This window comes from Vibrio sp. 10N.286.48.B8 (assembly GCF_003050085.1).
GTDB classification, from domain to species: domain Bacteria; phylum Pseudomonadota; class Gammaproteobacteria; order Enterobacterales; family Vibrionaceae; genus Vibrio; species Vibrio crassostreae.
The window spans coordinates 1-15,110 of record NZ_PIGD01000030.1 but is presented as its reverse complement, the minus strand read 5'-3'; the positions used below and the strand labels follow the sequence as shown (position 1 = coordinate 15,110).

General features: G+C 41.5%; 11 protein-coding genes and 1 pseudogene. 8 read left to right on the top strand and 4 right to left on the bottom strand.

Going from position 1 to position 15,110, the window contains the following annotated elements; genetic code table 11:
- Positions 1 to 534: 534 nt before the first annotated feature.
- Together tnaA and CWO08_RS22425 are read left to right on the top strand one after the other, a co-directional pair.
- Positions 535 to 2,007: a tryptophanase gene (tnaA, locus tag CWO08_RS22430; RefSeq protein ID WP_108021138.1), complete on the top strand. Its 1,473-nt coding sequence runs from the start codon at positions 535 to 537 to the stop codon at positions 2,005 to 2,007.
- A gap of 293 nt (positions 2,008 to 2,300) precedes the next feature.
- The gene (locus CWO08_RS22425) at positions 2,301 to 2,618 is read left to right on the top strand and encodes a Dabb family protein (protein ID WP_170960825.1); all 318 of its coding nucleotides are present in this window, start codon (positions 2,301 to 2,303) and stop codon (positions 2,616 to 2,618) included.
- Positions 2,619 to 2,711: 93 nt separating this feature from the next.
- On the opposite strand, the gene CWO08_RS22420 is transcribed toward CWO08_RS22425, so the two are convergent.
- Complete coding sequence (locus CWO08_RS22420; protein WP_107899174.1) at positions 2,712 to 3,920, bottom strand: DUF3103 domain-containing protein; 1,209 nt, start codon at positions 3,918 to 3,920, stop codon at positions 2,712 to 2,714.
- Between the two features lie 609 nt (positions 3,921 to 4,529).
- Here CWO08_RS22420 and CWO08_RS22415 point away from each other — a divergent pair.
- Entirely contained in the window at positions 4,530 to 5,999 is a 1,470-nt protein-coding gene (locus tag CWO08_RS22415) for a transglycosylase SLT domain-containing protein (RefSeq protein WP_108021137.1), read from the top strand.
- 168 nt (positions 6,000 to 6,167) lie between these two features.
- Here CWO08_RS22415 and CWO08_RS22410 read toward each other — a convergent pair whose 3' ends face one another.
- Positions 6,168 to 6,710 (bottom strand): DUF3332 family protein, encoded by a 543-nt coding sequence (locus CWO08_RS22410; protein WP_102433506.1) that lies wholly within the window; start codon positions 6,708 to 6,710, stop codon positions 6,168 to 6,170.
- 311 nt (positions 6,711 to 7,021) lie between these two features.
- Here CWO08_RS22410 and CWO08_RS22405 point away from each other — a divergent pair, with 311 nt between their 5' ends.
- Positions 7,022 to 7,927 carry a LysR family transcriptional regulator gene (locus CWO08_RS22405; RefSeq protein WP_108021136.1) on the top strand — a complete coding sequence of 302 codons (906 nt, stop codon included), beginning with the start codon at positions 7,022 to 7,024 and terminating at the stop codon, positions 7,925 to 7,927.
- A 62-nt stretch (positions 7,928 to 7,989) separates the two neighbouring features.
- Here CWO08_RS22405 and CWO08_RS22400 read toward each other — a convergent pair whose 3' ends face one another.
- Positions 7,990 to 9,813, bottom strand: coding sequence for a M4 family metallopeptidase (locus CWO08_RS22400; protein ID WP_108021135.1), 1,824 nt, complete (start codon positions 9,811 to 9,813; stop codon positions 7,990 to 7,992).
- 634 nt (positions 9,814 to 10,447) lie between these two features.
- On the opposite strand from CWO08_RS22400, the gene CWO08_RS22395 reads away from it, so the two are divergent.
- The 4 genes from CWO08_RS22395 to CWO08_RS22375 all read left to right on the top strand — a co-directional run bounded on the left by CWO08_RS22395 (position 10,448) and on the right by CWO08_RS22375 (position 14,394).
- The gene (locus CWO08_RS22395; RefSeq protein ID WP_061011161.1) at positions 10,448 to 11,128 is read left to right on the top strand and encodes a hypothetical protein; all 681 of its coding nucleotides are present in this window, start codon (positions 10,448 to 10,450) and stop codon (positions 11,126 to 11,128) included.
- Between the two features lie 169 nt (positions 11,129 to 11,297).
- Positions 11,298 to 13,088, top strand: coding sequence for an ATP-dependent endonuclease (locus CWO08_RS22390; RefSeq protein WP_108021134.1), 1,791 nt, complete (start codon positions 11,298 to 11,300; stop codon positions 13,086 to 13,088).
- 132 nt (positions 13,089 to 13,220) lie between these two features.
- A complete protein-coding gene (locus CWO08_RS22385) occupies positions 13,221 to 13,925 on the top strand; it encodes a hypothetical protein (RefSeq protein ID WP_108021133.1) in 705 nt (234 codons plus the stop codon).
- A gap of 148 nt (positions 13,926 to 14,073) precedes the next feature.
- Positions 14,074 to 14,394 carry a hypothetical protein gene (locus tag CWO08_RS22375; protein ID WP_108021131.1) on the top strand — a complete coding sequence of 107 codons (321 nt, stop codon included), beginning with the start codon at positions 14,074 to 14,076 and terminating at the stop codon, positions 14,392 to 14,394.
- Positions 14,395 to 14,797: 403 nt separating this feature from the next.
- Here the strand turns inward: CWO08_RS22375 and CWO08_RS22370 are convergent.
- Positions 14,798 to 15,110 (bottom strand): annotated as a pseudogene (locus CWO08_RS22370) (IS110 family transposase); the annotation flags it as partial.

The following is a 15,110-nucleotide window of genomic DNA, read 5'->3' as shown; positions in this document are numbered from 1 at the left end:
ATAACACGCCATCATCTTTAATTACCATTATAAATATTGATCACATTTATACTTTTCTAAGCTTTATTTATAAAACAATTGCACTATATTTAAATTTCGGATCATCTTGATTTCAACGTAGGGATATATTGTGAACATGTATCTGAAATGGCAATCAACAACATGGCTAACCCTGTTAGCTTGGTATACTTTAGATCATCAGCTCTCGTTCCACCTTTCTTCAGAGTAGTACCCTCTAGGCGTCACACGCCAGCAAAGCAGCGTGCTTTGTTTACCTATCAGCAGCTTTGATAACCTTTGAACGTATGAATGTCGCACTTATTATTCCGTGCAGGGTATTCGTTGTTTTGTCGTTTTCGTTAATTATCTTAGCGTCTGTTTAGGTTTGATTAATAAGTCATTTTTTAACTTGTTTATTTTCACTGTTAATTCTTCGTGTGTCTTTATACGGACCGATTAATTTAATGGTGAGGATTCGTGACATCTAAAGAAAGTATATTTCGACCTAACCGGAATATACTGAAAGGTATTATTATGGAAAACTTCAAACATCTACCAGAACCGTTTCGTATTCGCGTTGTAGAGCCAGTAAAAAGAACGACTCGCGCTTATCGTGAGCAAGCCATTCTCGAAGCGGGTATGAACCCATTCTTGCTCGACAGCGATGATGTGTTTATTGACTTACTGACAGACAGTGGAACAGGATCTATTACTCAGCGTATGCAAGCCGCGATGCTAATGGGTGATGAAGCTTATAGTGGCAGTCGCAGTTACTACGCACTGTCGAATGCGGTGAAAGATATCTTTGGTTATGAGCTGACTATTCCTACTCACCAAGGGCGTGGCGCAGAGCAGATTTACATTCCTGTTTTGATTAAGAAGCGCGAAATGGAAAAGGGACTCGACCGCAGCAAAATGGTCGCTTTATCGAACTACTTCTTCGATACAACACAAGGTCACACCCAAGTGAATTGCTGTGTGGCGAAAAACGTTTATACCAAAGAAGCGTTTGATACCTCAGTGAACGCAGATTTCAAAGGCAACTTCGATGTGGTGAAGCTGGAAGAAGCGATCTTAGAAGCGGGAGTGGCAAATGTTCCTTACATTGTGAGCACCATTACTTGTAACTCTGCTGGTGGACAGCCAGTGTCTATCGCCAACCTAAAAGCCGTTTATGAAATCGCTCAGAAGTACGATATTCCAGTGATCATGGACTCGGCACGCTACGCTGAAAATGCTTACTTCATTCAGCAACGAGAAGCCGGTTATCAAGATTGGACTATCGAACAAATCACTCGTGAGTCTTACAAATACGCGGATGGTTTAGCCATGTCTGCCAAGAAAGACGCGATGGTACAAATGGGCGGTTTGTTGTGCTTTAAAGACGACTCTTTTATGGATGTATACACAGAATGTCGAACACTGTGTGTCGTACAAGAAGGTTTCCCAACCTATGGTGGCTTAGAGGGTGGCGCAATGGAACGCCTTGCGGTTGGCCTTTATGACGGCATGCGTCAAGACTGGTTGGAATATCGTATTGGTCAGGTTCAGTACTTAGTCGATGGCTTAGAAGCTATAGGTATCGTGTGCCAACAAGCCGGCGGTCATGCAGCGTTTGTCGATGCGGGTAAACTGCTTCCTCATATTCCAGCAGGCCAATTCCCGGCGCATGCTTTGGCGTGTGAACTGTATAAAGTGGCAGGTATTAGAGCGGTTGAAATTGGTTCTTTACTGCAAGGTCGTGACCCTGCAACGGGCGAGCAACATCCATGTCCTGCAGAATTATTACGCTTAACCATTCCACGTGCCACTTATACGCAAACCCATATGGATTTCATTATTGAAGCGTTCGAAAAAGTGAAAGAGAACGCAAGCAAAGTGAAAGGGCTCGACTTTACCTATGAACCGCCAGTGTTAAGACACTTTACTGCGCGCTTGAAAGAGGTAGAAATAAGCGAGAAACAAGCAGGAAAAAAGAATGAACAAACGCTCGAAGAAGCATTTTAGAATAAAAACATAAGCGAATAGTCACTAGAAATATAATCAAAGGCTCCCTCGGGAGCCTTTTCTTTTGGACCTTAAAATCGCTAGTCCATTAGGGCTTAAACTACGCTTGTTTGTTTTTCAGGGTCGCTTTCAGTATGCGTAATAACCACTGATTTAACGGTGCGTCTTTCTGCCATCTAGCCTTGGCATGGTGTGTAACGTGTGGCATTTTGTCTTTCTATTAACGTTAACTCGTGACTCGATGTGGTCTCAGAATGACACACAAGCAAACAAAGACTCGAAAAGGACTAGCAATGAATCGAAAAGAAACGGGAATGATTCGTCATATTTTGCTGATTAAGTTTAAAGAAGATGCAGAAGAATCTGAAATAGAGAAACTGAAACGACTGTTTGAAGCGATGCCAAGTAAGGTTGAAGGCGTAACGTCAGTCGAGTGGGGGCTAAACGACAGCCCAGAAAACAAGAACCAAGGTTATACCCATTCAGTACTAATGACGTTCGCTGATGAAGAAGGCCGTCAGAACTACCTTCCACACCCAGAGCATGATGCGCTGAAAGATGTGTTTCGTCCGCTTCTAGACGATATCATTGTGTTTGATTACTCCCTGTAACCAGCTTTTCAGTACGTCTCTTATGTTTTACCCACCTTTGATAATGAAGAGTTAGGGCTTGTGTGATTAAGCCCTAACTAAACAAGGATCGATTTACTCTGTCGGTGAAATCGTAACAGGGGTGAACGAAGCAACCGCATTACCGCCAGCACCCGGGCGATCAACATAAGGAGTGTTTTGCATTAAGGTGTAATACACGTCTACGAAGTCATCATCATTCACTAATACGCCTTCAGGAATCACATCAATGATCTTACCTGTGATTTGAGGAATGATCGCATACCCCTGAACTTCAGGATCTGGAATCATCTTCAATATCTCTTCTGCGGCTTCAACTAGCAGTTTGGCTAGCGCTTTATAATCGGTGCCGTCATCGTGCTCCATCAAAATCATATCTGCTGCGCCCCAACGGTAGCGAGGCCAGAAGATTACCGTTTGATTTGGGTAGTATGTCTGTTTGTCGTAATCCAGATAAGGCATCTCAACCAGGTCGATCTGTGGTTCTATACGGCTTGCATTAACCCCAGTGACAATAGCGTAGATTTCAGCTTTGCCAGAGATCCACGGTTCTCTATCAATGGCCAAACGAATCTTAGACAATTGGGTGGTGTTCAGTTCTTCAGGTTCAGATTCTGAAATAGAGCGACGAACTTTATTCATTAAAGGCTGTTTTTGAGACTTGTGGGCGCTGATTTTATCACTGTTGGCATTGATTTGAGTTTCAGTTCCCAGTTTGTTCATCTCAGTCTGCATCGCCATTAGGCCTGCTTTGAGTTCTTCTGCGCCGTTACTATCAATAACAAACACAGGAACGTCTGGTGTTTGGTAAACGTCTAGTTCGTGAACTTGCCCATACACATCATAAGCTTCGATGTATTGCCAGTTTGAATCATCGCCTGATGGTTCGAAAGCAAACAGCGGGCTCTCACCGTTTTTCCAAGCTTCAATCATCGCTTCATCAGCCATGCGAATTTCTAACACAGAGTCACTGAAGTCGTTGATCCCTTTCATCGTGCGATAACCAAGATCGGCTTTCTGCATTTTGCTTGAAAACGCGGAGTAGGGCTTGTCTGAGCTAAGCTTGTCTATCGGTGTAGACAGCTGTTTTTCTGTTATCTGGTCTTTTAAAGAAAGCTCAAGATCAGAGTAGCGGGTACTGATTTGCAACGCCAAAGATTGCTTTTGTGCTGAGGAGTTCTCTGAAAGAGAGAGTGCGTCTGTCGTGTCGATATTGTTTGCATAGGACTGAAAGCCAACCACTGTCGTTGCAAGTACCATACTGATAGAAAAAGATGGTCTCATAAATAATCCTTATTTTAGTTTTTATCATTAATAGAGCATTTGCCCTATAAGGATTAACCTATCAGTAACGTGAATGTGTTTAAAAGTTAGACAGCTTAATTTTATTTCGTTGTGCAGCACAGGATCTCAATTTAAATAATTTATAAAATATTAAGTGTGTGACGACTTGATATATGTAAATTTATAAACCAATCAATAATTTAATGACGAAATTATTAACTAGCCTAGTGATGTGTGGTCTATTGGTGGGGGATTAGGGATCGTGAAGAATGACTTCTGATGGAGGTTTTAGAGGGGGGAGATCTATAGGTACACCCTATATCTACTATAGCCACTGCGTTATTTCGGACTTGGTGTTTTTCGGTATAATTCGCCTCCCTTGATAAAAAGTAACCAATCAAAGCAGCGCCTAAACGATCCATAACGCTTACCAGATTGCTCTGAACATCAAACGCACTTTACACACCAACGTACTCTGTCCAACAACGTAGATTGCAATCGAACAACGTTAAGAAATTCCTTTACGTTGAATCGGTTCTAACACGATAGCTCCCATGTAACACTTAGCACCATTGAGGGTTTGGCTTAAACGCATCAGGAATACTGAATATGACGAATTTTAATGGCGCTTCATGCTTATCAAAAACATTGATTTTTCTCTCTATTATTTCGAAGTCCGCTTTCGGTTTAGAAGTACCTGACAACGCGCTCGAATCCTATGTGGGGGACTTCTCAGCGTTGCGTGAAAAAGGCGTTGTGCGTGTTTTAGTCTCTGGTGATATGGGCTTCTATCATATTGAAAATGGTAAGCCGAAAGGGATTCTTGCTGAGCAGATCTATTACTTTGATCAAGAGCTAAAACTGCGTGACCCTTTACTACGCGTTAAGGTTATTCCGGTTGAACGAAGTGAACTGCTGAGTGCCTTAAATCAAGGCCGAGGCGATATTGCGGTGGCGAACTTAACCGTCACAAAAGAGCGAGAGCAATTGGTCGATTTCAGTATTCCGATTCGTAGCGACATTGATGAACTGTTGGTGACGAACCATTCTACTCCGTTGATTACTGACATCACTCAGCTACAAGGTAAGGAAGTTTGGCTAAAACAGAACTCCAGCTATATCAGCAGTGTGCATACCGTGAATAAGCAGCTAGAACAGAACGGTATGGTGCCGATCTACATCCATTTGTTAAACAACAATATCCAAGATCTGGAACTGTTGGATTTGATTAAGCGTGGAAAAATCACCGCAACGATTGTCGATAGTCATAAGTTGGAGTTGTGGGGAAACCTAGAACAAGATATCCGAATTCATAAGGATCTCGCCTTTAGGCACAATGCGGATATTGCTTGGGCTATACGTAAAAATAACCCGCAACTGAAAGCCAAAATCGACCAATATTTGCAAGATTCAAAGCAGGGCACCTTATTGGGTAATGTCATCGACAATCGTTATCTCGAAAGTACGTCATGGATGAATAGAGCCTCTAATCCGATGCAAAACGAGGAGCGGGATAAGCTAGAAAAGCTGTTCATGGTTTATGGGGAAAAGTTCGAGATCGATTGGTTCATTTTGTTAGCTATGGCTTTTCAAGAATCAGGCTTGGATAACTCAAAAATATCGCATCGTGGTGCGGTCGGTATTATGCAAGTGATGCCAAAAACCGCCAAAGATTGGTATGTCGACATTGATAATGTTTACGACTTAGAAAATAATATTCATGCAGGCAGCAAGTATCTTCGTTTTATCTATGACCGATATTTTGATTTGCCTGAAATCTTGGATATCGACAAGATTCATTTTAGCTTAGCCGCTTATAATGCTGGACCAGCTAAGATCAGACGAATGCGCGTGCTTGCCGCTAAACAAGGCTACAATCCAAACAAATGGTTTAATCATGTTGAAGTGGTCGCAAGACAAAACATTAGCCAAGAGCCTGTAAAATACGTCGCCAATATTAATCGATACTTCACTATTTACCAGCGATTGGATGAATTTCAAGACATTCGAGAAGAGCAACTAAGCAACATGACTCGTCAGTTGAATGTGAAACGTTTTTCTCCTTACTTTGCTTATTAGTCGTGGCTATTCTCCATAAGCCATAAGCCATAAGCCATAAGCCATAAGCCGTAAGCAATAAAGCGAGAACGATAAACAAAAAAGAGAGGTTAGCGACTAAGCTAACCTCTCTTTTTATAGGTACTGACTAACTGAATTGATTGGGGGGAGCAGTTAATTCTACGTTGCTTAAGACTGCTCAGCTGATGCCATGTACATCTGCATCTCTTCCAAGTTTGTTTTTGCAATCACTTGGTTATCAATAGAGTAATGAACTGTATCACCGAAACGTTGACCCGTTAGAGTCGCGCGAGTACCGTCGTTGTAGGTTAGCTCAATTGCAATTTCGTCTTGGTTAAGTACTTTCATTTCACTGTGGTCAATCACATGCTTTGCCAATGGGTCAATAGGTGCTTCTGTTAAGCTGTCATCCAGTTGGTCATTAACATCAATGTAAGTATCAACCTTCGAATCGAAGATGTGTGGCTTCTTGTTGATTGGGTTCTTACCCGTCCAAAATTCCAGTGAGTTAAACACGATGTAATCGGCAGCAACGGTAATACCGTAAGCAGGGGCAAGTAACATGTTTAGGCCACCACGAGCGTAACGGTTATCAACGGCTTTCACGTTAAACTCCATTAGTTTACCTGTTACTGCGTTGCTACCTACGCAGCCAAATAAAGTCACTAGGCTTGCTGAGATTATTATCGGTTTTACAAATCGGTTCATCATTCTCTATTTCTATATGTGTATATTTAGGAACCAGGAATTATGTCAAACTCAAGCGTCTTCTAATATAACGTCACACCTATACTAGATATCAGGAAAACCTATATCTTTATAAAAACCAGTCTGTTACCTGTATTTTGGTATTTGCTCTTTAAGTACTAATGTACTAGTTCGTGTTATTTTAGTTTGGCGTTTTAACAATGTTCTGTCATAACCCTAACTAAAGTATGGGAATGGAAAGCGATAATTCACAGTCATTTAAACGATATTATTTTTATCGTTTATTTAAATACGTGACTGCCTGAAGAGCTCGAATGAAACGATTTAACCTCAACCTCATCTATTACTTTATCGCGATATATGAAGAAGGAAACCTGACGTACGCAGCAGAAAGGCTCAACATCTCTCAACCTAGTCTCAGTGCTCACTTGAAGCAGCTTAGAGACGAATATCGAGATCTGCTCTTCGTTAGAAAATCGTACACGCTTGAACCGACGCCAATTGCTAACGACTTGTATCCAATCTTCAAGCAAGCACACAAGCTTGTCTCTCACTCGCTGCCTGAAACGCACGACTTTGATCCGCAAGAGTGCAGTTACACGTTTAGAATCGCAGCGATGAGTATTTCAAGCAGCGCTATCTTGCCCAAGATTTTGGATAAAATTCAAAAAGAAGCGCCTAACTGCGTTATCGAAGTGGTCAATATCAAAGAAGATATGGTCACAGATATTCGAGAGAAAAAAATCGACTTGGTTGTTGATCTCACCAACGCTCATCCAACATTACAGAGCCAAGAAATTTGGAGTGATGAGTTGTGTGCGGTGTGTAGCCAAAACCACGCGCAGATAGAAGAACAGCTGACCTTAGAAAGATATCTGTCTGAAAAGCACGTGATGCTGACTCATGATAACTATAGAGTGCATCAATTAACCGAGTTCCACAGCCCTATCTTTGCTGAGCGAAAAGTGGCGAGAAAGCTTAACTCCATCGCTGATTTCTCTGACACGATTTATAACAGTGATTGGATTGCGACTTTCCCTAAGTCCATCGCGAATGCTTACTTTGATAAAAGCAAAATCAAGATGTTAGACCTGCCATTTGAATACAAAACCCCATCATTGAGCGTGTATTGGCACAGCAACCGCAATGACGACATCGTGAATTTATGGTTAAGGGAACTCTTTACCAGCGAAGTCTTAAGCTTGAGCTCTGAAATATAAAAAACGCCTACTCATGTGAGTAGGCGTTTTAGTTTGTATTACCGATAGAGGCTCGCGCTAACTCAATCTAAACGCAATGTTAGGCCAGAGTAGTTTGAGTATCCGCGCAGTAACACATGATAGGTTATGCCCGGTTGCGCGTTCACACTGCACTGCTCATTGTTTCCAGCGCGATAAGGGCGACAATCGTAACTCGATGTGGTTGGCTTGCTGCCTGATTTCACGTAAAGATCGGCATCGCCCGAACCACCAGACATTGAAACCGTCACGCTGGATGCAGAATCAACAGTGAACGTGTAGAAGCTCTCTGAAGATTGATTCCCGCTTAGGTTCGCAATCGGTGTGCCTTTCTTTAGTACATTGCCAGTTGGAGGCGTGACACCACAACTCGCATTCACGCCGACGGTATTAAAAGCATCTTCAACATCGGTAACCACATAACCCATGTCGGCTGCGGCTTTCGCTACGCCACAAGCACCGGCATCAAAAGTACTGTTTGCCGTCCAATACAGTTGGTTTGCGACTGTGAATATTTCAAAGCCCTTACGTACATTCCAACCCGATTTGTTCGCTAAAAGGTAAAAGGCGCGGTTATAAACACCGCTAGATAAGTGAACGTTCAAACCGTCGTAGTATTCAGAGGCATGATCAATCGAGCGGCCATCTTTTGATGGTTGATCAAAGTAACGCAAGCCACCTTCCGATTTGAATATATCGCTACCAACAATCCAATCCACATTACCACGCAAGTAGTATTCAGCCGCTTCGCCCGCAATATCGGAGAAGGCTTCATTCATACCACCCGACATGTTGCGGTAGACAAGGCCGGAGTTTTGCTCGGTGAATCCGTGGCTAACCTCGTGGGCACTCACGTTGATATCGACCAATGGGTAAAAGGTGTTTTTACCGTCACCAAAAGTCATTGATGAGCCGTTCCAAAACGCATTCTCGTAATTCGAGCTGTAGTGAACACGCATGGTCAACTGAAAGGTTAACGGCGAAGTGTTCATCCACTCTTTGTACATATCAAACACGACATTACCGAAGTAGTGCGCATCGTTAAGAGGCGAGTAAGCACCGTTAATGTATTTGTGATCGGTGTAGTTGGTTCCGTCGGCACAGTTGTAGCTGTAGGCTGCGCTGCCAGAGGTTCCATGATTCAAGTTGACCGTCTTAACCGAATCATTTTCTAACTTACACGTCGTGCCTGTTTTGTCGATGGGAAAGCTAGGGAAGTCACTGCCATATTCATATCGAGTGGTTTTGAGGTTGCCACCGGGGCCAGTACCTAATGCTTTAGCGTGGTTTAGCCCATTCCATTTTTGGAGGACATCGCCAGTCGTGGCATCAATAAAGTAGAAAGGGCGCTCTGGCAGAGAGGACGCGATAAAGAAATCGACCAGATACACCACTTGCGCGACTTGGTTCTCATCCAACCTCACCATCAGTTTCGCGTTTTTATTTTCAATCGACTTTTTGCCGACGGTAAACGTGCGATGAGCAGACAGTGCGGCTTCAATCGCTTGCTCTTGATTCAGTTTTGGCGCGATGCTGGATAGGTCTCCACTGATCCCTTGTGCCATTGACCCAAATACCTGAGTGGGTTGGTTCTTGGAGAGGGTGGCGACAACGGAGGTATCAAAGACGGGTAAACCTAGGTGAGTTTGTTGATAGCGGACTTTGGTTTTTCCATTGGGCAATACGACCCGTTTAACTTCAGAAAAACCTAATTCTAGTGGGGCAACACTCTTCGACTGCGCGACGAGGCTTTGTTTTAGCAGTGTATCGTTATCGATTCTGACCATTTCTGCAGCGTGTGCAGTAAAGCCGAAAGACGTACCTAGAATGGCTGCTATTTTCCAGCTTAGTTGACGTTGTTGGTTCATTTTTCGTTCCTGATTTTAATATAAACTCCTTCTTCCCAACGGCTTTATAGGAAGTCTATATGCAACACACTAATGCCATGTGTTGCGAATCAAGATTGGAAGAGCATTTCAGCTTATGGCAAGTTTTTATTAGAGATTAAATTTTAGAGTATGTAATTCAAAGTTTACAAAAAGCCTTATTGATCGAATTGTTTTTATAAAATCTAAGTTTGTTATTTATCGTAAATGTATGATAGGGCGAGAGTTATTAAAATCCGTTTTGTTTGAATTGATAGAATGAATTTATCTAAGTTAACTTCGATACTTTTCTGTTTTTATCTTAATTACAAATAAGTAAATAACCGGTATTTTGGGTGTTTAAATATTGTCTTTATTATCAATAGTAAACTTGTTTTAACAATACTACTAAGCACAGATTTCAACTTTTCTACATTTGATCTTGTTAGAGAGAAAAATTCTACATTTTCTTGTTCAATCACAAATTAGTAAGCATAAGTAATTGTTATGAAAGGAGTCAGTCGTTTAAGATAGGCTTCATAAGAAACTAGATAGAAAAATTCTGCATTTAAATAAAGAATCTTTCTGTCTAATAGCTGTTAGCTGATAATATTACTTTGAAGTACGGGGATTTAAATTGGAAAAAAAACACGAGCAGTCCATCATTGATGGCTTTTTCGATCATTTTAAAGAAGTTGCAATAGAAAAAGGCGAAAAATTGACGCGTTGTTCGTCAGATGGGCAAGATAGTCTTTTAGGCGGTGATTATATCTTTACAAATAATACTATGTTTGTTCTTGCTGAGTTTAAATACGAAGAAAGCGATATAAAAACCGAAAACAAAAAAGCAAGAAGGCTTAACTTGTGTGTTCAACTTGATGAGGACTCACGTAGGTTACAACAAAGCCTTCAGTGTCATTACATAGGTTGGTCTACCAAATCTAATGGCCGGACAGTTGAGTTTAACAAATACTACTATGAGGTATGCAACACCTCAGTATTTAGTAAATTTGTACCACTCAAACAATCGGCTGCGAACTATAAAGAACGAAAAAAGGCCGATAAGCTTATTGACGATTTTCTAAACGGGGAAATCGGCGCTAGTTACAAGGTCTTCGAAGTTTATATAGATTGGTTGCTTGCTTTAGAAGAGGATAGCAACAGTGGCGTGGAGCTCATCACTCGGGACCCTTATAGCAAAACAATGAAAATGATAGACTTTAAATCTGTGTACGATTTAAAAGTTTGGCTTGACTACAATAAGCCCGCACCTAAAGTGAGTAGCAAACCAGCCCCAAGGAATCCCTTTCAACCATAGCAGCTAACAATCTGTTTAAGAGTGATTCGCAACGCTTGGCATTTTTGCTATGCGTTGCGATTTGTGTTTTAGGTGGTATGCGGGAGCTTCGGTATTGCGTTGCTCACACCTTAACAGGGCGTTAGTTTTTTAATTTGACTTAGGTTGATAATAATAAGGTTAGTTAGGTATGTACTTACATAAATTAAGAGTTCAAGGCTTTAAAAGGCTCATAGATATTGAAGTAGAGTTTAATAGTGCAACATTTCTTATTGGACAGAATAACAGTGGTAAAAGCTCACTCATAAAAGCTATTGACTATTTACTTACTAATAAGCAAATTCCACTTAAAGACTTTCATTCACATATGAATTCAGAAACTAACGAAAGTGAAATCGCTGTAGAAGAAATAATTATGACAGCAGAATTCAGGAACGTTAGTGAGGACGCTGAAAGCTGGAGAGGCTTTCGCGGACGAACATTCGAATATGACTCTGATGATAGTGAGTCAGGTAAAAGCATTATCTACAAAAAAGAGTGGGTTCCGGGTAAAGCGCCTATCCAATACTTAAAGGCGTATGAGCGGAACATTAAAGATGAGTTTGCGAGCGTAAAAAAAATCGAAGACTTTATCCCGTTAGGTATCGATGAAGCGCTTCTTCAAGAAGCTTTTGACAAAACATCAGGTAATATCACCAAAACCAACGCCGACAAACTCGATTATATTGACGAATTATGGGATATCACGACGGTTGAAACTTTCTTCAAAAATCCGGGCGGTATCCCCGGAAATGTATTAAGTCGCTTACCTAGATACTTGTTAATCCCTGCTGAAGCAGGAGAGTACGAATTATCTAAAACTAGCGGAACGCTTCAAAAGACATTGAAAGAACTGTTTAAAGAAGTTCGCGACACTTCACCTAATTATAGAGAAGCGCAAGTCTTTCTTAATAGCCTTGCCGAAGAACTCGATCCCACAGATGCGACCTCCGATTTCGGGCAAATGATATCTCAGTTAAATGATGTCATGTCCAATGTTTTTCCAGAGTCATCAGTCCATGTGAATGCAAACTTAAGTAACCCAGATGATGTACTAGTTCCTCAGTTCGAAATTGAAATGGAAAGTAACATCAGAACCCCTATTGAGAACCAAGGTACGGGTATGATTCGCTCTGCTGTTTTTAGCCTGTTACGCTTTAGAAAAATATGGGAAGAACAACGAGAGGCTAGAAATGAACGAGGTTTGATCATTTGTTTTGAAGAGCCAGAAATATTTTTGCATCCTTCGGCTGCAAATCAAATGCGAGATACGATATACGAATTAGTATCTAACGAATCACAGATTATTGCATCTACACATTCCCCGTATATGATCGACCTTTCGCGTAAACCTAAACAGAATTTAACTCGATTTATCAAAACGGATTCTGGTAGTGAAACGGTGAATTTTAGCGTCACGGAAGCATTCGAAGCATTGCAGGATGACGATAAATCATATGTTAAAATGGTTCTGAAAATTGATGATTATGTAGCAAGAGCTTTCTTTAGCAATAGGACTATTTTAGTTGAAGGTGATACTGAAGATATTGTTATCAGAGAGACAACGAAGCGATTGCCTACAGAACAGCGTAATTATGTAATGGGAAATTGCGAAGTTATTAAAGGTAGGGGGAAACCTGTATTAAAATCAGTTGTTAACTATCTAAAAAGTGTTGGTATTGAGCCGATAGTAATGCATGACTCAGATACAGGTGTTGCAGGTGCTGTCGTTCACAATGAGCCAATTAGAGTTGCTCTAAATAATGATGACAACTTGTTTGTTTTAGAGCGTTGTATGGAAACAATTCTCGATTACCCAGAGCCTTCTTCAGAAAAGCCATATAAAGCTTATTGCCACACTCAAACTTGGGGTGAAAACTACACTGATATACCGGAAGCATGGCGAAGAATATATGAAGGGCTAATGGGTATTACGGTATAACTTAAAAAACTAACAAAGCATTTAAGAGTGATTCCGCACGCTTGGCATTTTCGCTTCGCTCAAGTATAGCCAAGCGTGCGTCACACCTTAATGCGGCGTTAGTTTCCTACAGCTTTGACAATGGAGTAAACAGTGTTTTTTAAGATACCTACAAGGTTTGTATCAGAAGAATTAGAATTGCTTAAAACTTTTCATCAGCAACAAGAAGAGCAAATCTCTGACTTTATTACAAACATCGACCAGCACATTCAGACCGAGTGGCAAGAAGGTTGGCACCAGAACTATGCAGGTGATCCCGGTGAACTGATAGAGTACCCAGTTGAAAGACTGGGAAATGTCACAGAACAAGAATACAACCTGAGAGAGATTTTTACAGGTGTAATGCCAATGTATCAGAGGCAAGCAATGCTTCTTAGCATGTGGGCTTTATATGAATGCGAGTTTACAGCCTACTATTCTCATGTAGCTTCAATGTTAGGGCGGAGAGCTACACTTCCCAACCAAAATGGGCCGAGAGTAAGTCAGCTGACGCACATTATAAATTGTTTCAAACGACTTGGGTGTTTAGATATTGAATCAGATGAGTTTATTCAGGCGGTTGAAAGATTAAATGGTGAAGTTAGACTCGTAAGAAATGCTTGGGCTCATAATGGTGGCAAGTTAAAAAATAATGATGCTATTGCTGATGTTGAAGGTATTACACTCTTAACTGGTCAAGTAAATCTTTCGTCTAACTACATTAATCAAGTATCTGAATTGATGACACTAGTAACAAGCGAGTTGTCGGATTCCGTAGTAGAAGTAGTGGCACAGCATAAATTGGAAGCCGGCAACTAACAAACTGTTTAAAATTGATTCGTAACGCTTGGCATTTTTACTATGCGTTGGTTTTAGTGATTAAGGTGGTTTGCGGCGACTTAGGTATTGCGTTGCTCACCCCTTAACAGGGCGTTATAACTCATTCAAGTTTCGAGGAAATTTATACATGAAATACCAATATGTTAAAGGTCGTATTGATGATGCAGTAGAAGAGTTGTGTATTGGAGCTGGAGATGCGAGAAGCCGCTTGCTTAGTGCCAATGAGGCGACTTCAAGTCTTTTAAATATTCACTTCCCCGAAGAGTTGATTGGTGACTGGCACTCAATACAAGATCGTATGACTAAAAGTGGTCCTAGAACTAACTTTGAAGGCACAATGGTTGAAGGTGCTGTCGCTCATACAATGACGAAGATCCAAAATAAAACAGCGAGCAAAATTGCGGCGGATATATTGAAGCTACATAAGAAATTGCAGTCAGAATACTGAGTTATAACAAAGCATTTAAGAGTGATTCGCAACGCTTGCCGTTTCGCTTCGCTCAAAGTATGGGCAAGCGCCGCTCACACCCACACCTTAATGCGGCGTTGATATGACCCCCACTGTCAATTAAAAACGTAGAAGTTTCTGCTCCCTCATTTCAGAGCCTTTGTTCATTTTGGGATAGTGTTACCGCATAGATGAAGCAAGTAATGTCGTCGGTTCTCATGCTGATATACGTGGATTGCTCATCGTTTGATGAGTAGAGCCTACCTTACTTGTTCCGTCGTAGCACCTGTCTTCAGTCTATGCTCGTGGTTCAATACAGCCGAAGCTATATTGCCGTCCTAACGCCGTCGGTGTTTGTGCCACTCCCGATGCTTTATCCAATGCGATAACACTAATTCTGTCTTCATGCCGGTAAACGAGCGATTCGAGTTCTAGGATCTACGTCGCTAATGACAACTTCACGCGCAATGGCCCAGATGTAAGCGATCATCTCTCTTGCGATGGCGACCACAACGACATTTCGGTGTTTACCTTTTTGTAGTAGTCGTTGGTAACGACGACATAACCTTTGCTGGGCTTGCCAAGCGATATCAACTATCTCTTTAGGCAGCCCTTCTTGCCTTAGTTGCAGCTCTACAGAGATGTTCGCTTTATGCTTATAGGTGTGTGCGCCTTCAACGAGTAACCGTCTGGCTCGACTGTTGCCACACTTTGTA